The organism is Kiritimatiellia bacterium (genome assembly GCA_028715905.1).
Classification (GTDB): Bacteria; Verrucomicrobiota; Kiritimatiellia; order JAAZAB01; family JAAZAB01; genus JAQUQV01.
Genome location: JAQUQV010000041.1, coordinates 2,198 through 21,072, shown reverse-complemented (window position 1 = coordinate 21,072; position 18,875 = coordinate 2,198). Strand labels below are relative to the sequence as shown.

At 56.7% G+C, this 18,875-nt stretch carries 20 protein-coding genes; 10 read left to right on the top strand and 10 right to left on the bottom strand.

The window, feature by feature from the left end:
- Together PHP98_08625 and PHP98_08620 are read right to left on the bottom strand one after the other, a co-directional pair.
- A partial coding sequence (locus PHP98_08625) for a hypothetical protein (protein ID MDD5483698.1) occupies positions 1-1,099 on the bottom strand: 1,099 nt, incomplete at its 3' end.
- Positions 1,100-1,176: 77 nt separating this feature from the next.
- Entirely contained in the window at positions 1,177-2,409 is a 1,233-nt protein-coding gene (locus PHP98_08620; protein ID MDD5483697.1) for a uroporphyrinogen decarboxylase family protein, read from the bottom strand.
- Positions 2,410-2,545: 136 nt separating this feature from the next.
- On the opposite strand from PHP98_08620, the gene PHP98_08615 reads away from it, so the two are divergent.
- On the top strand, positions 2,546-3,133 hold the full coding sequence (locus PHP98_08615; GenBank protein ID MDD5483696.1) for a helix-turn-helix domain-containing protein: 588 nt from the start codon (positions 2,546-2,548) through the stop codon (positions 3,131-3,133).
- Positions 3,134-3,136: 3 nt separating this feature from the next.
- Here PHP98_08615 and PHP98_08610 read toward each other — a convergent pair whose 3' ends face one another.
- On the bottom strand, positions 3,137-4,528 hold the full coding sequence (locus tag PHP98_08610) for an MATE family efflux transporter (GenBank protein MDD5483695.1): 1,392 nt from the start codon (positions 4,526-4,528) through the stop codon (positions 3,137-3,139).
- Positions 4,529-5,267: 739 nt separating this feature from the next.
- Here PHP98_08610 and PHP98_08605 point away from each other — a divergent pair.
- The 4 genes from PHP98_08605 (at position 5,268) to rpmB (ending at position 7,879) form a co-directional block, all read left to right on the top strand.
- Entirely contained in the window at positions 5,268-5,510 is a 243-nt protein-coding gene (locus tag PHP98_08605) for a hypothetical protein (protein ID MDD5483694.1), read from the top strand.
- A 117-nt stretch (positions 5,511-5,627) separates the two neighbouring features.
- On the top strand, positions 5,628-6,554 hold the full coding sequence (locus PHP98_08600) for a cation diffusion facilitator family transporter (GenBank protein MDD5483693.1): 927 nt from the start codon (positions 5,628-5,630) through the stop codon (positions 6,552-6,554).
- 52 nt (positions 6,555-6,606) lie between these two features.
- Positions 6,607-7,497 (top strand): hypothetical protein, encoded by an 891-nt coding sequence (locus PHP98_08595; GenBank protein MDD5483692.1) that lies wholly within the window; start codon positions 6,607-6,609, stop codon positions 7,495-7,497.
- 154 nt (positions 7,498-7,651) lie between these two features.
- Positions 7,652-7,879 (top strand): 50S ribosomal protein L28, encoded by a 228-nt coding sequence (gene rpmB / locus PHP98_08590; GenBank protein MDD5483691.1) that lies wholly within the window; start codon positions 7,652-7,654, stop codon positions 7,877-7,879.
- A 117-nt stretch (positions 7,880-7,996) separates the two neighbouring features.
- Here rpmB and PHP98_08585 read toward each other — a convergent pair whose 3' ends face one another.
- Both PHP98_08585 and trpD read right to left on the bottom strand, forming a co-directional pair.
- Positions 7,997-10,903, bottom strand: a complete 2,907-nt coding sequence (locus tag PHP98_08585; protein MDD5483690.1) for a glycosyl hydrolase — start codon at positions 10,901-10,903, stop codon at positions 7,997-7,999.
- 30 nt (positions 10,904-10,933) lie between these two features.
- A complete protein-coding gene (gene trpD / locus PHP98_08580; protein MDD5483689.1) occupies positions 10,934-11,956 on the bottom strand; it encodes an anthranilate phosphoribosyltransferase in 1,023 nt (340 codons plus the stop codon).
- A gap of 202 nt (positions 11,957-12,158) precedes the next feature.
- Between trpD and PHP98_08575 the strand changes: the two genes are divergently transcribed.
- Positions 12,159-12,857, top strand: a complete 699-nt coding sequence (locus PHP98_08575; protein MDD5483688.1) for a hypothetical protein — start codon at positions 12,159-12,161, stop codon at positions 12,855-12,857.
- Between the two features lie 385 nt (positions 12,858-13,242).
- Positions 13,243-13,668, top strand: a complete 426-nt coding sequence (locus tag PHP98_08570; GenBank protein ID MDD5483687.1) for a hemerythrin domain-containing protein — start codon at positions 13,243-13,245, stop codon at positions 13,666-13,668.
- A 58-nt stretch (positions 13,669-13,726) separates the two neighbouring features.
- On the opposite strand, the gene rsfS is transcribed toward PHP98_08570, so the two are convergent.
- The 5 genes from rsfS to PHP98_08545 all read right to left on the bottom strand — a co-directional run bounded on the left by rsfS (position 13,727) and on the right by PHP98_08545 (position 16,360).
- A complete protein-coding gene (gene rsfS / locus PHP98_08565; GenBank protein MDD5483686.1) occupies positions 13,727-14,125 on the bottom strand; it encodes a ribosome silencing factor in 399 nt (132 codons plus the stop codon).
- Positions 14,122-14,736 carry a nicotinate-nucleotide adenylyltransferase gene (gene nadD, locus PHP98_08560; GenBank protein MDD5483685.1) on the bottom strand — a complete coding sequence of 205 codons (615 nt, stop codon included), beginning with the start codon at positions 14,734-14,736 and terminating at the stop codon, positions 14,122-14,124. Before nadD ends, rsfS begins: the two co-directional genes overlap by 4 nt.
- A gap of 72 nt (positions 14,737-14,808) precedes the next feature.
- Positions 14,809-15,552: an RNA methyltransferase gene (locus tag PHP98_08555; GenBank protein ID MDD5483684.1), complete on the bottom strand. Its 744-nt coding sequence runs from the start codon at positions 15,550-15,552 to the stop codon at positions 14,809-14,811.
- Positions 15,553-15,564: 12 nt separating this feature from the next.
- On the bottom strand, positions 15,565-16,104 hold the full coding sequence (locus PHP98_08550; protein MDD5483683.1) for an isochorismatase family protein: 540 nt from the start codon (positions 16,102-16,104) through the stop codon (positions 15,565-15,567).
- A gap of 79 nt (positions 16,105-16,183) precedes the next feature.
- Positions 16,184-16,360 carry a hypothetical protein gene (locus PHP98_08545; protein MDD5483682.1) on the bottom strand — a complete coding sequence of 59 codons (177 nt, stop codon included), beginning with the start codon at positions 16,358-16,360 and terminating at the stop codon, positions 16,184-16,186.
- 7 nt (positions 16,361-16,367) lie between these two features.
- On the opposite strand from PHP98_08545, the gene PHP98_08540 reads away from it, so the two are divergent.
- Genes PHP98_08540 through PHP98_08530 form a run of 3 tightly spaced genes read left to right on the top strand, consistent with a single transcriptional unit; the run spans position 16,368 to position 18,712 of the window.
- Entirely contained in the window at positions 16,368-17,648 is a 1,281-nt protein-coding gene (locus PHP98_08540; protein ID MDD5483681.1) for a potassium transporter TrkG, read from the top strand.
- A gap of 10 nt (positions 17,649-17,658) precedes the next feature.
- Positions 17,659-18,330 (top strand): TrkA family potassium uptake protein, encoded by a 672-nt coding sequence (locus PHP98_08535; GenBank protein MDD5483680.1) that lies wholly within the window; start codon positions 17,659-17,661, stop codon positions 18,328-18,330.
- A gap of 10 nt (positions 18,331-18,340) precedes the next feature.
- Positions 18,341-18,712, top strand: coding sequence for a hypothetical protein (locus PHP98_08530; GenBank protein ID MDD5483679.1), 372 nt, complete (start codon positions 18,341-18,343; stop codon positions 18,710-18,712).
- Positions 18,713-18,875 lie beyond the last annotated feature (163 nt).

Here is an 18,875-nt window from a genome sequence, read left to right as displayed (position 1 = left end):
ATATGTTTACCTCCAATTGATAACCCGGACAACGAATAAACTGCCAGGGAATTTGCGCCAGGGGGTGATCCCGCACCACCCGGGACATGACCGCCAGCGAGAGCATGCGCCACCACGTGGCGAAAGCGCTGCCTTCATCCCGGCCCGAATACATCAGGCGGCTGCCGTAAAACATGTCCCGATCGCGGAAGAACGCAAACCCGTTGTCCGGCGTCCGGTTCAGCAAAACCCAGTCAAAGGCGCGGCGCAGGGATTGCTCAATATCGGCATGGCGATGCGGCGTCCGGAAATAAAGCCGCGCCAGGGGATCAATGGCGTCAATATCTTCGCACCCGCCGGTGTTTTCATGAATGCCAAACCCGCCCTGCGCCGTCTGCATGGACAGCATAAAGTCAATTATTTGTTCCGCATGTCGGATCGGACGCCGGTCATAATCGTATAACAGAAAAAAATGATATGCGCCTTGATAAGCCTTGTTGCGATCTTCAGGCGTGACAAAGGCCCGGCCCCACAGGCCGGCGGCCGCATCCTGGTTTTCATCCAGCCAGTCAAGGACAATTTCCATGGCGCGGCCGGCGGGTTTTGCGTTCTGAAAATCGCGCGCATATTGCAACAGTTGGCCGAGGTTCAGGACTTCATTGCCGGCAAAATCCATCTTGTCGGCATCGCGCGCAGCCAGCCATTTCCGCAGGAATTTCTCATCGTAATACGGCTTCAATACGGCGAATTCACGGCCAGCCACGGCGCCCAGCGCCGTCAACCCGATGATCGCATGACAGCTCAAATGCCACCAGCCGCACCACTCCATGTGCGGCGGCACATACCATGAGCCGGGATGCGCGATTTTTTCATCTTTGAAAAGACCGTCTTCCGCCTGAAAGGACTGGATATGGGCAATCCATTCCTTCTTTTGGGTCGCGGACACCGTCGCGATATCATGCAGCATGTGCCGCGCCATGGCGGCATAAAGCGAGGCGTATAAAACCGGATAAGTCTGGCCGGCCGCGTAGCGGTAACGCCCATACGCGCCGTCCGGGACGCGCAGGGACTCAAAAAACGCCAGCATTTGTCCGCGAAAAATATTTTTTTCTTCGGCCATAATTTTCCCGGTTAATTTACACCGAAAAATCAGTGTTGCGCATTTCGCCGACCGCCGCCACCATGGCCATGAAATTTTCAGGCTTGTTTCCAGGCCGCAATCATGGTTTCCACGTTGTTCCAGGGCGTGTCGGGGAAGAGCGCGTCCACCGGCGAAAGCACAAAACCGCCGTCCTTGCCGAATATGTCCAGCGCGGTTTTTACTTCCGCGCGCACCTGCGCCGGCGTCCCGGTCGCCAGGGTGACGCCGCTGTTGACTCCGCCGGCCACGGCCATTTTGCCGCCGAACATTTCTTTTGCCTTCGCCAGATCGGCGTGATCCTGGACCGGGTCAACATAATAAAGCAAATCCACGCCCGCGTCCATCAATTCCACCCCGAGCGTCATGACGCCGGTCGTCATCACGTATCCGAATTTCTTGCCGGCCTTGTGGGCCATTCCGGCCAGTTCGGCGATATGGGGCTTGAGATATTTCTTGAAGATGGATGGCGACCAGAAATCGGTGGAACTGTACCAGCCCCGCTGGCAAACCATGTCAACCGGATATTGCAAGGCCAGCGCGGTGCGGGCCTTGTCCGCCGCATGAATCGCGCCCAGTAATTCAGCGAAGGCGTCCGGATGTTCCATGCAGAGCATAATGGCGCCTTCGGCCCCGGCAAACCAGACGGCCGCATCCATGCCGAACGCGGACCAGGCCTGGGCCATCACGCCGCGCTCCCCGGCAAAACCGGCCGCCTTGCGCATTCTTTCCTCAAACCACGCCTGTTGCGATTTGTCAGGCCCCTGGAACAGCCATTTAATTTTGGCCGCGTCCTCCGGCGCCGCGACAAGATGTTTCACGGCGCGGGGAATGTTGAAATCCTCAATCAAGGGAACGCAATCGGGCTGAATCACCCAGCCCGGTTTTTCCTCCTCGTTGGTCTTCTGGACGCTATGCCGCAATGGGCCGTCCGGAGTCTGGTATTCCCTCGTCATGACCGGATATTCGCGCCCGTCTTGATGGGCGGGGTGGAGCGAATCCGCAAATGTAACGCGCGCATCGCTGTTCCACGGCACGGACACATCCAGCACATCATCCAATCCCAGGGAAAGCCATGTTTCCGCGCGTTTGAAATCGTCCTCAATATTCCAGGCCTGCGGGAGCCTGTGCAGATGCTCAAGCCGGCCGGTGTACCAAAAAGTCCTTTTATGGCCATCCCGTTCCCAGGTTAAATGCTCCGGCGCCTTGAATCCAAACACCCAGGCATAGAGCGGAACATGATCCGGCTTTTGGCCGCTGATCGCGGCCAGCATTCTTTCGCGCGAAGTCATAAGATCGCCCCTTTCCGGCAAAAAGCGCATTTATTTGTTTATATGAACAATATAATGAACATATGGATATTTGTCAATAGTAAAAAATAATATTGACTTAAACGATCGTTGTTTTATTTTTAACCGCAAAAAGATCATGAAAAACAAACATCGCTCTTCCTTGTCTTCCGAGATCGCGGACCGACAGAATGTTTTGCGGCGCCTGCGCGACTTGCGCCTGCGCTGTCGGCTCTCCATGCGCGAGCTTGCCAAACAGGCGGATGTGTCGCCCAGTTATGTTTCCGGGGTTGAACGCGGCCGCATTTCCCCAACCATTGCAACCATGCGCAAAATGCTAAACGCAATGGGAAGCGATCTGGGCGATTTTTTCACTTCCGCGCCTGTCCGGAATGATAGCTGTGTATTCCGGCGTGAAGCCATGCGTTCAACCGCCGAAAAAAATCGGTGTTACACTTTTATTTTTCCGCGGCGTAAAGACATAAAACTTGAAATGATTGAGGAAGAATACACCGCGGGCGATAAACCGGAATATGAAAAGATCAATGCGGATCTGGCTGGCTATGTTATCGGCGGAGAATTCCTGCTGGATATCCGCGGTGAACCTCATCAAAAATTGAGAACTGGCGACGCCTTTTATATACCGGCAGGGACTTCTGTCCGCGGACACTGCATCAAAAGCAAGTCAGCCCGTCTCATCACTGTCCAAGTGCCGCCAAATTACTGAAATTCAGGCTTTCCGGCCCGGCGGACAGACGTCAATTTTGCAGGCGCGGTATACCCAGAGCAACCCGATGCTACCGACGATTATGTCCGTTGCCAGGCGTCCCCAGAAAACCCCCTGGATCCCGCCGAAACTTGCCCCCAGGTAGGAGAGCGGAATGAGCAGTCCCAGCACCCGGATGGCGTTCAAGAGGGTGGTATGGAGCGGCCGGTGGAGGCCGGTGAGGACAAACCCGCAATAGCGGTGAGTTTCCATCATGCCGAAGCCGAATGAAATGATGCGGATGTGCATGATCATGATGCCGGAGACTTCCGGGTCATCGCTGAAAATAGCGGCCAGCAGCGGCGCACCGAGGAAGAAAACGAGGGCCGTCGCGCCGCCGTAAAGCAGGGCGAACCTGGTGGAAACCGTGATGGCCTCGCGGATGCGGTCCAGGCGCGCGGCGCCATAGTTCTGGCTCACAAAAGGCATCAGCGACATGCCGAGCGCCATCGGGATGACGAAAGCGAACATTTCAATCCGCCCCGCCGCGCCGCAGGCCGCGACCGCCTCGTTGCCGAAACGGCTGACAATTGAGGTGATTACGCCGGCTGAAACCGGCATGAGGATCATGCTCAATATGCCCGGGACGCCGAAGCGGACGATTTGCCGGAACGAGCCGAGCCAGTCGCCGAGGCGCTGGCCGGCGAAGGCAATGAGGCGGTGTTTTTTTTTGAGCAGATAAAAGAGCCATACGGTCGCAACCGTCTGCGCGATGATTGTCGCCAGGGCCGCGCCGCGAATGCCCATGGCCGGGAAACCGAACCATCCGAAAATCATGATGGGGTCCAGGATGGCGTTGAGGAGGGTGCCCATGATCATAAACCGGCTGGCCGACCGGGAGTCGCCCATGGAAATCAGGATACCGTTGCCGATCATCGGGAGCGACATGAAGATTGTGCCCAGATACCACGTGCGCATGTAACCGTTGATGAGCGGCATCGTCGCGGCGTCGGCGCCCAGTTTTGAGAAAACCGGGCCGATGCTCAAGTAGCCGATAATGGAAATTACCGCCGCCGCCGCCACAGTGAGGGTGATGCCGTGGGTGGTGATCCTGGCCGCCGCAGCGTCGTCATAGCGGCCGATCGCGTGCGAAACCAGCGCCGTGATGCCGGAACCGAGTCCGCCCGCCACGCAGGTCAGGAGCATGACCACCGGGAAGGTAAAGCCCATTGCGGCCAGCGGCAGGGTGCCCAGCCGCGAAACGAACCAGGTGTCCGTGAGCGTGTAAGCGTTCATGGCAAAGGTGCCGGCCAGCATGGGAAAAGCCATGTTGAACAGGGTGCGCCGCACGCTTTGCCGGACCAGCACGGACGCGGACGGCGGCCCGCCTGCGCCGGAATGAAGAGTTTTTTTCATGTTAATACCCGAACATTACACGATTTTCGTGCAATATTCGGGTAATATGCTTCAATGGGCGGCCGGCGCACGGTTTTACGGGCCGGCAAAAAACTGAAAATAACGCCGAAGGCGCGCGAAAACAAGACGGAAAATCAAACGCGCCGGATAGCAAGCCGGGTGGAGTTTGTCGCACGGGCAAATTATTGCGCATTTTTTTTGACGTTCCGCGCGGTTTAAAGTAAACTGGATGCATAGGAATTTCAAACTTGCCGCAAAAGAGCGCAAAATCGTGGGTAGGAGCCGAACCCCTGTTCGGCGATGCATCTGGTGTTTGGAATCGCCGCATGGGGATGCGGTTCGTCCGGAATCGCCGCATGGGGATGCGGCTCCTACGTCTATCAAATACAGTTGCCGCTTTTGGCGGCCTTATTGAACGTATAGGAATTTCAATGTTGTCTATTTTTTGTAGGGGCTTCGCTCGTCGAAGCCCTCTGAAGGGGCGCGACAAGCACGCCCCCTACGTCTATCAAATACAGTTGCCGCTTTTGGCGGCCTTATTGATTACCTGAATTTTGCGCGCAAAGCGCGCAAAATTCACCCGAAGGGCCGTGACGCGCCCGTAATAACGGGCGCAAACGGCGTGCAGCCGCGTTGCGGCCTACGCCGCTCACGCGGGGTTAACCACGTTATCAAGTCAGAATGAGAGTCCTGAATACCCGAGCAGTTACGGGGCAGGAAAAACACAGGAGATAAAATTATGGACATTCAAATGCTGACGAAGTTTTTCATGTGGTGCACGATTTTGAACTTTGCCTTGTTGATTGTTTCGTCCCTGTTCCTGACGTTGGCCGGCGATTTTGTGTATAAAATGCACGGCAAATGGTTTCCGATGCCGCGGGAAAGGTTCAATGCGGCGCTTTATTCCATGATCGGCATGTACAAGATCATGGTTTTTGTCTTCAATGTGGCGCCGTGGATAGCCCTGGCGATTATCGGATAAACAGGATCAACGCTGGTTTCAAGCAAGGCCCCGGAAGGCGCGGGGCAACGTCTTGCCGTGAAACGCAAGCCTGCAATCACATCTTAAGCCCGGATTTTATGTTTGAATATACCCGATATGACCCGGCATGGACATAATCGCCGTCCCCGCAATTACAACCGCGCCTTCGCCGTTGGCATCGCCCTCAATGCGGTTTTTATTGTTGTTGAAGTGGCGTACGGATTTCTGTCGGATTCGCTGGCTTTGCTGGCCGATGCCGGGCACAATCTGGGAGACGTCATGGGTCTCCTGGTCGCATGGGCGGCGGCGTATTTGTCGCAACGGAAACCGACGCGGAAACACACCTACGGCCTGAAACGATCGTCCATCCTGGCCGCGCTGGCGAACGCGGTTTTTCTCCTGGTCAGCGTCGGCGCCATTTCCTGGGAGGCTGTCCGCAGGTTGCGGGAACCGGCCGCCGTGCATGTTGAAACCGTCGTCTGGGTGGCGCTGCTCGGCATCGTGGTCAATACGGCCACTGCCTTGATGTTTATGAAAGGCCAGAAAGAGGATCTTAACATACGCGGGGCTTTTCTGCATATGCTGGCCGATGCCGCCATATCGGCCGGAGTTGTCGCGGCCGGTCTGGTGATCGCGCGTACCGGGATCATGATCATTGATCCCCTGGTCAGCATTATCATCGCGGTTATTATTTTTGCCGGCACTTGGAAGCTTCTCCGTGAATCGCTTAATCTGGCGCTGGACGCGGTGCCGGCGCACATTGACGCCGCGGGTATCCGCGCTTATCTGTGCGGTCTGCCCTCCGTAAAAAACGTCCATCATATGCACGTCTGGGGGCTCAGCACGACGCATGCCGCGCTGACCGCCCACATCGTGCTGGAGAACCCCGTCATTGACAATCAATTGCTTGCGCGCATCCGCGAGGAACTGCGCGAACTGCACGGGATTGAACATACAACCATTCAGTTTGAGTCCGGAGCAGAGGCAATATGCCCGGCCGGAAAAGACAAACCGGATATTTGCCGGGATGGCGGGCATGCATGATGGCCGGCGGAAGACAGGCGGCATGTTTTGTTTCCGGCGGGAAAGGGAAAAGATGAATAAAATGCTTCATATCACAAGCGGCGATATCGCCGGAAGCAGTCTGGCGCAATCCGGTGTTCCCGGGGAAGTGTTTGTCTGGCACGATGTTCTCTACGACGGGCCCCGGAATCCCGGCTGGCCCGATGAAAAGACCATGGAAAAGCGGGCGCTCTTCCTGGAAGGTGAAACCGGCGGCGGGCTCAAGCGTGAATTCGTGCTGGATACGGTAAGGAAACAATACCGCCGGCTTGCGGACGCGAAAAATTGTGAACGTATTGTGCTGTGGTTTGACGCGTGTCTTTTTGATCAGGCGATGCTTGCCCATATCCTGGCCTGCCTGTTTCATTTGAACATTCTGCGGGCAGAACTTCTCTGTATTGATGCTTTTCCCGGGATTGTTCCATTCAACGGGCTCGGCCAGCTTCGGCCGGCGCAGATGGCCTCCCTGTATGGACGGCGGCGGCCGGTTACGGATGCCCAGTTCCGGTTTGCCCGGGTTGTGGATGCTGCGTTTGCCGCACAAAATTCAGGCATGCTTGCCGAGCTGGCGCGGCGCGCTGACGCTCCCCTGCCGTGGGTTCCCGCCGCCGCGGCGCGGTGGCTTCAGGAACAGCCTGATGCGCGGACCGGTCTGGGCCGCCTTGAACAGCTCGCTTTTGACGCTATCCGCGGCGGCCGACATAATCCCGCCGCTATTTTGCGCGCGGTAGCGGCGGCTGATACAATCCCCCGGTTCTGGGGGGACAACATGCTTTGGGCGAAAATCAACGCCTTGGCGGACCGCATGCCGCCGATGGTGCGGATTGAGGGGCCGGCGGAAAAACTGCCGCAATGGAAAAGCGCATTGGATCTGGAAAGTTTCAGGATCACGGCGGCGCCGTCCGCCTGCGGACGGTCCTGTTGACAGGGACGGCCGCGGGGTATTTTTTTTTCTTTTCCCGGCGCCGTGAATATTTTGTTTGTTTTCTGCGCTTGAATTATAGTATGAATTAATGCAAATTATTCGGCGTTCGTCGGACAGTCGCCGTGTTTTCGGATTACAACAAAGGAGCAGGAAAATGCCAAGAATATGTCATGTATGCGGAAAGGGATTGCACACCGGTAATGTTATCACGCGCCGCGGTCTGCCGAAGGCCAGCGGAGGGATCGGGCTGCACACGACCGGCATCAGCCGGCGCCAGTTTGCGCCCAACCTGCAGAAAATCACCATTGTGGAAAACGGCGCCATAGTAACCCGGAAAGTATGCACCCGCTGCATCAAGTCCGGGAAAATCGTCAAGGCCTGACCGGGAAGGCGCATTGTTTCCGCTTTGGCCGGCGGCGCCGGTGGAATAAATTTCCGTCAGAAGAGCCAGAAGATTAGGCGGTGCAACATGCATGGGAACGCGTCCCCGTCTCTGTTCTCATGATTCGGTGGTTGGCGCGCTGTGACAAAGCCGGACCGGGCCGAGCAGTCCGGCGGGGAGATTGGCGGCCCGATTCCGGTTGGCGGGCGGATTGGCAACTTCCACTTTAAGCGAGTGGTTGCCCGCCTCAAGCCGGCCGAGTTGGCATCGGTAAGGCGGCCAGGCCAGGGTTGCGATGCGTTTGCCGTCAAGGGAAACTCCGGCGACATCTTCCACGCGCCCGAGATCAAGCAGATAAGTTCCTTTTTCACGGATGGCAAGCGTTTTTGTATAGGCCGCTGAGCCGGAAAACGTCGGATAGCCGAGCAGATTCCAGGGTTGGAGCGAGGCTGAATCAACCGCGCCGGCCGGTCCGTTGACAAAGGGAAAGGAAAGATGGCCGTAGCGATAACTGCAGGTAAAGGAGCCGTAGAGATATGGGATCTCTTTCAATCCCCGGCCCGGCCCGGATGTTTCAATGGCGATGATGTTTAACGTCGGGGTTGAATCGCCGGCCAGCAGATGTCCGATGTCCGCCTGGATGTTCCGGCAGTCATAAACAACGGCTTTCCGCCAACGCTTCACTTCCCGGCCGTTGACAAACGCTTTCCATTTGCCCATGACTCCGCTTTCATCCATGACGAGGCGGGCGTCGGGAACCGAGCCGGTGAGCATGAAGCGGCAGTAGTAAGTTGCCGTTTCCGCTCCTTCGCCGACCGGATCGCGGGCGCGCTGCATCAGGTCGTAACCGGGTTCGTTCACAATGTTTCTGACATTCGCGAACGGTTTGGCGGCGGAATGCCAGAAGGAAAGCGGAAGATGGTTGTGCGGGAATGATATCCGCCAATTCGCGGAAATGTCGGCCGCCGTCTCCAGCGCCGGTTCCGGCGGAACTTTTCCGTCCCGGATGAGAACGGAGCCCCGTCCGGGAATTGTAACGGCACAGCCGGCAACGGTTCCTTCAAAGTCTTTTTCCCGGCGGTTGAATGCGAAGGTAATGTTTGCGGCGTTTTTCTTTCTCCGCAGAACAAAAACATCATCCGCCCCTTTCCCTTTCACCGGCACGCCGTGCAGCGAACGAATGATGTCCGCGGTCAGTTGTTTGTGCTGCTCAATCGCGGCGTGATGCCAGCCGCGGATTGAACGCTTTAATCCGGATGGCAGGGCGGAAGGCATGGCGCCGATAGCAAGCGCCCGGTTGCCGGCGGCGGCATAACGGTTTAAGGCCTTGGCAGTCCTCCCGTCAATAAAACGCAGGTAAGGCAGGATAATTGTCCGATAACGCTCCGGGCCGGCGAGTTTTCCGTTACGCCCGACCGATTTTTGCAGGGTAACTTCGTCAATGAAGTCAAAGTCGCATTGATGGCTCAGGAGCTCGTCAATCAAACGGTGGATTTTGTCTTCATCCCGCAGGTTGCGGGATTTTTCCGGTTCCGCGTTGACCTGGCAGGCGAGGCTGGTGGAGGGGTAGAGGATGGCAATGCGGCAGAGGTGTTTTCCCCCGGTCAATTCCATGCATGTGTTTTTCAAATAGTCCGCCAGCACGCGCATGTATTTCCATTCCGAGTGCTGGTAAAACAAGGACGGCGGGACTTCGTCCTTGCGCGGACCGTCAAGCGAACAGCTCAATCCGTGAATCGCAAAAAAGTTAATTCCGAGGGCGATCTGGTGGTCGCATAGGTATTTAAGATCGCGCAGGGAAACTTCATCGCCGACCACGGCCAGCGCGTCGCTCCCCGCCTGTTTTTTGTTGAAGAGGTGGGCGGCGGAGGAAACAACCTTGACCGCGGTGTGATACGAGGCGGCGGCTTTCCATCCTTCGGATGCGCCGAGCGGGTCGCAGGTCGGGATGGCTATCCGGCGGTACATGCGTATTTCGTTCGGCCACCAGGCGGCGACGAGCGAGAGCCATTCGGTCCGGGTAAGATGGCCGGTAAAACTGATTCCATGTTTCCGGCACCAGCGGCTGATCTGTCCCGCATAGTTTTCTTCCTGGAGCCGGTGCTGGGTCAGCCGATAATGGTGGCGGATAACCGGCGTTCGTTGGTCAATCTCAACGGCCAGATGGGCCAGATGCGGAATGAGATCGTATCCGTGGTCATTGCGGAATTTTCCGGGGAAGGCGGCGTTCCACGGGAAAGCGCCTCCTCCGGGACTGGGTTCATCGGTGAAAGCGCCCCGGATCAGTTTGCCGAATTCTTTCCCGTACCGCTTGAAATACGGTTCATAACTCAATTCAATGAATTTCCGGATGCCATCCGGCTTAAGCAGGTCCGGATGACGACTGGAGGCGGTTTTTTCCAGAACGGCGACAAAGGTGTAGTTTCCCCTCCGCGGCGGTCTCCAGACAAGCGCGAACCGGTTGTCTTCAATGGCGGCCCGCCAGTGCGGATGCCCAATGGCACTTATCATGGGAGAGTAACAGCCATGCCGGAGAGCGCGTAAATGCCATTTTTGACGGCGGGTGCCGCAGAACCCGGTTACATCAGTCAGCGATGAAAAAATTCCGGACGGCTCTCTTTTCAGGGCAAACGCCTTTATCAGCATTCCCGCGTCAAAATCAATTTCAAACGGGCCGCTTCCGCCGGCTTCCTTGACGGAAAAGTCAAGGGTGCGACAGACAAGCCCGGGATTGCTCCAGACGACTCTTCCGCCGGCCAGGCCGCTGGGATAATAGTCCTCGTCCCATATCCAGAATTCCAAGCCGTATTTCCGGCAGGCTTCCATGATGGCGTCAATGCCTCGCCACCAGGCATCCGACATATACGGGGTAAGGAGTCCCGGCCGGGCGTGGGCGTAAAGCCCGTCATAGCCCGCCGCGGCAAGTTCCTTGACCTGCCAGGCGATTTCCTTTGGGTCAAGCCGGTGGTTGAGAAAGTATTGCGCGCAAAGAATTCCTGAATGGCGATCGTTTTTTTTGTTCATTTTTTCATTTGGGGAGGTGTTGCGAACAGGTTAAGCGAGATTTTCGCGCATGGCGTCCAGCGCTTTTTGCGCCCGGCCCTCGTCAATTGATTTGCGGGCGAGCAGATATCCTTTTTCAATTGTTTCCGCATGTCCGCCCGCCGCGATGCCGGCGGCGGCGTTTAACAAAACGATTTCCCTCGCCGGCCCCTCTTCGCCCGCCAGCACGCAGCGCAGGATGGCGGCGTTTTTGGCCGGGTCTCCGCCGGCCAGCGTCCCCGCCGGGAAATACTCGCCGATAAACGGCAAAGGATCGAACTCATAGGTGCTGATTCTGCCGTTGTTGAGCTCGGTGATGCGGGTGGTGGTGGTGACGGTTATTTCATCCAGACCGTCATTGCCGTGGACAATGAACGCGCGCCGGCTGCCGAGCGCAGCGAGAACGCGCGCAAACGGTTCGGTCAGTTCGGCCGAAAACACGCCCAGGATTTGTCCCCGGGCGTTGGCCGGGTTGGTGAGGGGGCCGAGCATGTTGAAGATGGTGCGGATGCCGAGTTCGCGGCGCACCGGAGCGGCGTGTTTCATGGCCGGGTGCATTTTCGGGGCGAACAGGAACCCGATGCCGATCGTGCGGATGCATTCCTCAATCGCCTCCGGCGGCGCTTCCAGGTTGACGCCCAGTTCGGCCAGAACGTCGGCCGAGCCGCACTGGCTGGAGACGGCGCGGTTGCCGTGTTTGGCGACCGGCACGCCGGCGCCGGCCACGACAAAGGCGGCGGTTGTTGATATGTTGAAGGTGTTTCCCCCGTCGCCGCCGGTCCCGCAGGTATCCACGACGGCCAGTCCGCCGGTGTCAATTTTGACGGCATGCCGGCGCATGGCGGAAGCCGCGCCGGCGATCTCGTCCGCGGATTCGCCCTTCATGCGCAGGACGGAAATCAAGGCGGCAATTTGCGCGCCGGTCAGCCGGCCGTCCATGATAAGGTCAAAGACGGATGAAGTTTCATCGGCGCTCAGGTCATGGCGGTCAATTATTTTCTGCAGATATTTGCGGATATCAATGTCGTCCGGCATGCGGCCCTCCGGTTTTATTCATGCGCCCAGGGCGGTTTGATTGAGACATCATATCCATCCGGGCGTTATCCGTCAACACCGCATTCGGGTGGGCAGAGGGTGCCATGCGGAAAAAAGAAGGAAAAACAAGTTTGAAAGGGCGGCCGTTTTCCGGCAATATGGCGGCGGGATTGGGAAAACCCCTGTTTTTTTTGTTCAAAAAATGCGTTTGATCCGGGTCATTATCGCCGTTTTTTTACTGCCGTGCTGTGCGGCCGTTGCCCGCGCCGTTTATTTCACGCTGGCGGTGCCGGCCGGGGGCGGGGGATTCGGCGGCACATCGTTTTTCTGGACGGCGCTGGGCCTTGGTTTTTTGTTGTGGATGCTGTTTTTTGTTTTTCTCCCTGCGCCCGTCAGGAGTTACGTGCTGGCCCATGAGCTTACGCATGTCTTATGGGGCGCGTTGATGGGGGCGAGCGTGCTGGGGATGCGGGTTTCAAAAAGCGGCGGCGAAGTTAAACTTTCGGAAAGCAATCTTTTTATCGCGCTGGCCCCGTATTTTTTTCCGTTTTATACTCTTCTGCTCGCCGCCGCCTGGTTTCTGGCCTCCGTTTTCCTGGATTTGCGCGCATATTTTCCGCTTTTTCTCGGCGCGACGGGGTTTACGCTGGGATTTCACATTTGTTTCACAATTTCGGCCTTGGGACGGCGCCAGCCGGATACGGCGCAATACGGCCGTTTTTTTTCCTATACCCTCATTTGTTTTATGAATCTTCTGGTGATCGGACTTTTGCTGATCCTGGTTTCGCCGGTTTCTTTCAACCAGTTCGCGGGCAGATTGGCGGTGGATTTCGGAATTGTCGGGAATTTTATCTGGGGCTGGATGCGGCAATTATACGGCGCGGTTCCGCGCCGGCTTTAAGGTTGCGCCGGCCTGCCCGGAATCGGCCGGGCGTGGGCGGGGGCGCGCAGGGACAGTTTCGTAATCCCTCATTTATGAGGGGGAGAGAGAAACCGTAGGGGCTTCGCTTGCGAAGTCCTCTTCAATAAAGACGGGCGCGCGACAAGCGCGGCCCCTACGAAGACTGGCCAATTGAATTGCCATCCACCCACATAACTGAGGGGTTACACAGTTTCCTGAAAAACGCTTGACGGAGGAAATAAACGCAGTAAACTTGAAACGACAAAACAATTAATGATTGATCGTTGATTATCATGCCCCGGAAGGCTTTGCGTTCAGAGCGGACGACTTATTCAGGCAAACCGGCGGAAAATAACGCGTGTTGAAAAAGAGGAAAGAGGTTCCCATGGATAAACTGACAAAAATATTACAGGATCATCGCGAACTCGGACAATCAATTGAATTTTTCGGTAAATTTCTGGATGCCTTTATCAAAAAGGAAATGCCGGATTATCTCAAACGGTTCCAGAGATTTCACGCGCATATGCTCGCGCATTTTCGGCTGGAAGAGGAGGGAATCTTTTCGTTTGCGCTTCAAAATGGCGGGCCGCAGGAAAAACAATTAGCCCGGGAGCTGCAAGAGGATCATCGCCGGATATTGGATATGCTCGCAAAGTTTGACAATCTGCTGGTTTCTTATAATAACCAATCGGAGGCCAAGCACACCATGGACATAGTGGATATAGACAAGGAATTGTTTAAAGCCATATACATTCATGCCCAGAAAGAAGAGCTGCAATTATTTCCCGCCCTGAAAAAATATGCGGGCTAATGCGGCTTTTGGCTGCCGCGTTTCTGCGCTTCACGAGCGGCGCGGTCCGGAGCCGTTTTTAACCCGGCGGATGGCCGGGCAGGGGGATGTCCAAACGCGGCATGTTTTCCCAGAGCCGGTCAATGGCGTAATAGGCGCGGACGTCTTTCTTGAAGAAATGAATGATAAAATCAACGTAATCCGCCACCACCCAGCCGCTTTCCGGACGTCCGGACTGGCGCCAGCAGTTGATGCCCCTTGATTTCAAAACGAGACTTGTTTCGTTGCAAAGCGCCTTGAGGTGCGCCGTGTTCTGTCCCGACGCAACGAGATAATAATCCGCGATGCTGGAAACGCCGCTGACGTCGTAGGCGATAATGTCCACGCCTTGTTTTTCGGAAATGGCGGCGGCCGCCAGGCGCGCCAGATCAACTGCCGTTAATTTTGTTTCCGCCGGGGCGGGGTTGTTTTTTTTCATATTTTGTAAAGATTGTGCTCGGCGATATAAACCGCAACCGCGCCGGGAACCAGGTAGCGAATGTTCATGCCCTCGGCTATCCGGTGCCGTATGTCGGACGAGGAAATGTCAATTTGATGGACGGCGGCGATGTTTTCAATCAGTTCCCGGCTCAGGACCGGATCAAGTTTCAGGTCCGCGCCGGCTGTTTTTTTTATCTCAAATCCCGGGCGGATAAAAGTCGCGAATCGGCACAGTTTGGCGAGTTCGTTGATTTCCTTCCATTGATGAAGTTCCAGCAGGCTGTCCGAGCCGATGATAAAAAACAATTCGCAGCCGGGGCAGGCTTTGCGGAGGCGGCGGACCGTGTCAATTGAATAATTGGTTCCGCCCATGCGGATTTCCAGGTCGCAGACCTCAAAATCGGGGTTGTCTTCCAGCGCCCGTTCCAGCATTGCCGCGCGGTGGCTGGAGGAAACAAGACGGGCGGCGTCCTTGTGGGGGGGAAGGTTGCAGGGCACAAAAAGAATCCGTTCAAGGTCAAAAACTTCCAGGGCGTCCTGAGCCAGGATCAGGTGGCCCAGATGCACCGGATTGAAAGTGCCGCCGAAAATTCCTATGCGCCTTTGCAAGGCAACCCCCTTTGCGTGAATAATAATAATTCCAAGCGCCGAGGCAACAGCGAAATCCGCTTGTTTTGAAATTTATTTGTCTTCCCCGGCCGCCGGCCGTTGTCCGGCGCACCATAACGTCTGGCGCGCGATGCCCATCAGTATCCGGACGTCGTCCCCGCTGAGGTTGCCCCGCGAAAAAATGCGGCGCACTCCCAGCATCATGTGATGGGTCTTGTCCGGTTCCATGAAACCGATTTGCAGGAGCGTTTTTTCCCACATCCGGAACATGTGTTCCTTGGTGCGCGTGTCGGCCGGCGGGGATTTTTCGCTGCCCGGCTCAAAAATACCAGAGGCGATGAAAAGTTCATAAGCGCAGACCATGACGGCGTGCGAGATGTTCAGGGAGCGGTAATTTTCAGCGGACGGGATTTGAATCAGGCGGTTGCACAGCGCCAGTTCAATGTTATCCAGGCCGTTGTCTTCCGGGCCGAAAACGAGGGCGATTTTGCCGCCGCGGGCCGCCTCCAGGATTTGCGGAGCGCATTCGCGGGGGGTTATCGCGTGTTGGCGGTAAAGCCCGGGCCGGACGGTTGCGCCGGCCACCAGGCCGCAATCGCCGACCGCATCCTCAAGCGCGTCGGTTTCGCGGCGGTTTGCTAGAATTTCCTGGGCGGCGCAGGCCATTTTACGCGCGTCGTTCCAGTTGATATTTTTTGCGCCGGCCAGGGTGAGGTCGGAAAGACCCATGTTGGCCATGGCCCGGCAAACCGCGCCGATATTGCCCCCGTAGATGGGGCGGCAGAGCACAATGCGGATATTTTCAAGGAGCTGCATTCTGAATTTATTTCATTTAATAAGCCGCAGAATCTGTTTGAATTCCGGGCAATCCGATGTTTTCAGCAGTTCAAAAAGGGCGCTTTCCACGCTCGTTATTTCTATCCCGAGCTTTTCCATGCGATTCAGGCCGATTTGCCTGTTGGCTGGCGTCCGCGATCCGGTTGCGTCCGCGGCCACTTGAACGGCGCAGCCGTTTTGAACAAGGTCGGAGGCCGTCTGAAAAACGCAGACATGGGTTTCAATGCCGGCTATCAGAACCTGGCTGCGTCCGGTTGCCGCCAGAGCCTCCATGAAAGCGGTTTCACCGCAGCAACTGAAGGTCCGCTTGGAGATTTTCGGGCGCTGGTCCAGCGCCGGCGCCAAGGCGGCCGCCGTCGGGCCGATGCCTTCCGGGTATTGTTCGGTGACGAGAATCGGCAAATTAAGGATTTTACAGCATTCGGCCAGCGTGAGGACGTTGCCGACCAGGCAGGATGCATCGTGAATCCGGGGCAGCAGCCGTTCCTGTACGTCAATGACCAGCAAAAGCGCGTTTTCGCGTGAGAACACAATTTCCCTTTCAATAGATTTGCCGGGCTTCAATAAGGGAAAGTATGGAAAATACAGCCGGATAAAGCAATCTATATTTTCACCGGCGCGGCGGCGAAAGCGTCCCGGCGGCTGTCCGCGCGCAATATCCGGGCTTGACGGCGGCGGAGGCAAAAAGATAGGATAGCGCCATGTCGGCCAACGGGATAAAAGGATTTTTTAGTCCCCAGTTGTTCATTATCGGCTCGGTGGGCTTGTCAATCCTTATTGGCGCCATATTGCTAATGTTGCCGTGTGCGGGCCGGCCGGGCCGGGAGATTGACTGGCTTACGGCCGTTTTTACGGCCACGAGCGCCATGTGTGTGACGGGCCACACCGTCGTTGACACCGGCTCGTACTTTTCGCATTTCGGACAGTTGGTTATACTGGCGCTGGTTCAGATTGGCGGTCTGGGATTTATGACCATGGCCATGGCTTTTCTGATTATTGCCGGCCGGCGGCTCAGCCTGCGGAGCGAAACCGCGCTCACTTTCTCCATGGGGCTGCAGGACGTCCGCCAGATCAAGGATTTCCTGGTAAGAACGGTTTTGCTGGCTTTGGGCATTGAGCTGATTGCGGCGGTTATTATTGCCCTGTGTTTGATGGCGCGGCACGGTCTTCCGGCCGACCGGGCTTTTTACCACGGCGTGTTTCATGCCGTCAGCGCTTTTTGCAACGCGGGGTTCAGTCTTTATCCCGACAATTTAGTCGGCTGGAGAAACGATCTGATCGCGCTTTTCCCCGTCATGATTCTGATCGTGCTCGGCAACATCGGTTTTTTGGTCCTGAGCGAGCTTTATCACCATTGGCGCGGTTTGGAACGCGGCCGCAAGGCCTTATCGCTTCACAGCCGGATAGTATTGGCCGGCTCGTTTATCCTTATTCTGGCCGGCTGGGCTGGTTACACGGCGTTTGAATGGGGCAATATCTTCGCGCCGTTGCCGGATCGGATTGACAAACTGATTTGCGCTTTGTTTCAGTCGGTCTCCGCGCGGACGGCCGGGTTCAACACGGTTGAATTTGCGCCGGCGCATCCGGCGACAAAATTCATGACGATAGTGTTCATGTTTATCGGCGGGGCGCCCGGTTCGGCCGCCGGCGGCATCAAAGTGACCACGATGGCGGTGCTGATATTTACGGCCCTGGCCATGGTCCGCAACCGGCGCAATATCACCATCCTTGGCCGGACAATTTCGGCCGGCGTGGTGGGAATGGCGCTTTCGGTTTTCCTTATGGGGCTTATTTTTATACTCGGCCTTTTCGGCTTGCTATTGATCACCGAGGAGGGCAGTCTGGCCGCCGGCCGATTCACGTTTGAAGATTTGCTGTTTGACGCCGTTTCCGCTTTCGGCACGGTGGGGCTTTCCACCGGCATTATGCCCCTTTTGACCGCCGCCGGCAAATTGATCATGGTCGCCGGCATGTTTGTCGGCCGGGTGGGGCCGTTGACGCTGGCGCTTTTTATCGGCATGAAAGAGGAGCGGGAATTGGTAAGGTACCCTGAAGAGGACGTTATTATCGGCTAGGAGGAAATCTATGAAAAGAATCGGCATTGTCGGCGCCGGCAGGTTCGGCGCCAGTCTCGCGCATTCGCTCGCGGAGCTGGGGGTGGAGGTGCTTGTGCTTGATCGCCGGCGCGATGTGGTTGACCGCATGGCCGGCGTCGCGGCCAAGGCCATGGAGGGCGACGCGGCCGAGGAAGGCACGCTGGATGCGGCCGGCTTCCGGGATTGCGATATCGCGGTCGTGGCGGTGGGCTCTGATATGGATTGCAGCGTGCTGGCCACGCTCATGCTCAAGGAGATGAAAATTCCCTGCGTGATCGCCAAGGCCGCCGATGATATTCAGGGCAAGGTGCTCCAGAAAGTCGGCGCGGACCGGATTGTTTTTCCCGACCGCGACATGGCCGCCCGCCTTGCGCGTTCGCTGGTCTCGCCCTCCGTTCTGGAATACGTGGAAGTGGCGGAAGGAATCAGCGTGCTTGAAATCGCCGCGCCCATGGTTTTCGTCGGCAAGACCCTGGGCGAACTGAAGATCAGGAAGAATTACGGCGTGACCGTCCTGGTTCTCCGCCGGGCCGAGCGTTCGGAGGGCAAACAAGAGACGATCGTCAGCCCGGACGCGGATGACACCGTGGAGCTGGGCGACACCATTGTCATTTTCGGGCTGGATGAAAAATTGCGCCACATGGAACAGGAATTGGCCTGAGGCTGTGATGATGAAAGCAGTCGCAAAAATACTGCCGGTTTTATCCGCGGGAGCGTGCGCGCTCGCTTTGTGCCTCGCGGCCTGCGAGAGCGGCCGTTTTGATCACACGCCCCCCGCCGGAGCGGGAACCCTGATCGTTGACAATCTTACCGCCGACGATTTGCTCGTCTACGTCAACGGGCGTTCGGTGTTTACGGTTGACGATTATGACCATGAGCTGATTGATCTCGCGCCGGGCGTTTATCGCGTCGTGATAGACCAGAAAGGCGGCTATCATTCCTATCGCGGCGACGTTGATATTCTTGAAGGACAACTGACAATCATGGAAACGCGGGGATACTACTCGTCCGATTGGTATGATGTGCGGGTTTATTTTGATTGACCGGCGTATTTTTTTTTTGGGGGGGGCGCGGTTTTCGCCGCGCCGAAGTTCAGGCATACGAATTCCAAACTTGCCGCAAAAGAGCGCAAAATCGGGGGTAGGAGCCGAACCCCTGTTCGGCGATGTATCTGGTGTTTGGAATCGCCGCATGGGGATGCGGCTC

Excerpts from the sequence above, each read along its gene's own strand:
- PHP98_08620 (MDD5483697.1), bottom strand. The coding sequence starts at position 2,409 with ATGACTTCGCGCGAAAGAATGCTGGCCGCGATCAGCGGCCAAAAGCCG.
- PHP98_08615 (MDD5483696.1), top strand. The coding sequence starts at position 2,546 with ATGAAAAACAAACATCGCTCTTCCTTGTCTTCCGAGATCGCGGACCGA.
- PHP98_08610 (MDD5483695.1), bottom strand. The coding sequence starts at position 4,528 with ATGAAAAAAACTCTTCATTCCGGCGCAGGCGGGCCGCCGTCCGCGTCC.
- PHP98_08605 (MDD5483694.1), top strand. The coding sequence starts at position 5,268 with ATGGACATTCAAATGCTGACGAAGTTTTTCATGTGGTGCACGATTTTG.
- PHP98_08600 (MDD5483693.1), top strand. The coding sequence starts at position 5,628 with ATGACCCGGCATGGACATAATCGCCGTCCCCGCAATTACAACCGCGCC.
- PHP98_08595 (MDD5483692.1), top strand. The coding sequence starts at position 6,607 with ATGAATAAAATGCTTCATATCACAAGCGGCGATATCGCCGGAAGCAGT.
- rpmB (MDD5483691.1), top strand. The coding sequence starts at position 7,652 with ATGCCAAGAATATGTCATGTATGCGGAAAGGGATTGCACACCGGTAAT.
- PHP98_08585 (MDD5483690.1), bottom strand. The coding sequence starts at position 10,903 with ATGAACAAAAAAAACGATCGCCATTCAGGAATTCTTTGCGCGCAATAC.
- trpD (MDD5483689.1), bottom strand. The coding sequence starts at position 11,956 with ATGCCGGACGACATTGATATCCGCAAATATCTGCAGAAAATAATTGAC.
- PHP98_08575 (MDD5483688.1), top strand. The coding sequence starts at position 12,159 with ATGCGTTTGATCCGGGTCATTATCGCCGTTTTTTTACTGCCGTGCTGT.
- PHP98_08570 (MDD5483687.1), top strand. The coding sequence starts at position 13,243 with ATGGATAAACTGACAAAAATATTACAGGATCATCGCGAACTCGGACAA.
- rsfS (MDD5483686.1), bottom strand. The coding sequence starts at position 14,125 with ATGAAAAAAAACAACCCCGCCCCGGCGGAAACAAAATTAACGGCAGTT.
- PHP98_08555 (MDD5483684.1), bottom strand. The coding sequence starts at position 15,552 with ATGCAGCTCCTTGAAAATATCCGCATTGTGCTCTGCCGCCCCATCTAC.
- PHP98_08545 (MDD5483682.1), bottom strand. The coding sequence starts at position 16,360 with ATGGCGCCAATAAGGATTGACAAGCCCACCGAGCCGATAATGAACAAC.
- PHP98_08540 (MDD5483681.1), top strand. The coding sequence starts at position 16,368 with ATGTTGCCGTGTGCGGGCCGGCCGGGCCGGGAGATTGACTGGCTTACG.
- PHP98_08535 (MDD5483680.1), top strand. The coding sequence starts at position 17,659 with ATGAAAAGAATCGGCATTGTCGGCGCCGGCAGGTTCGGCGCCAGTCTC.
- PHP98_08530 (MDD5483679.1), top strand. The coding sequence starts at position 18,341 with ATGAAAGCAGTCGCAAAAATACTGCCGGTTTTATCCGCGGGAGCGTGC.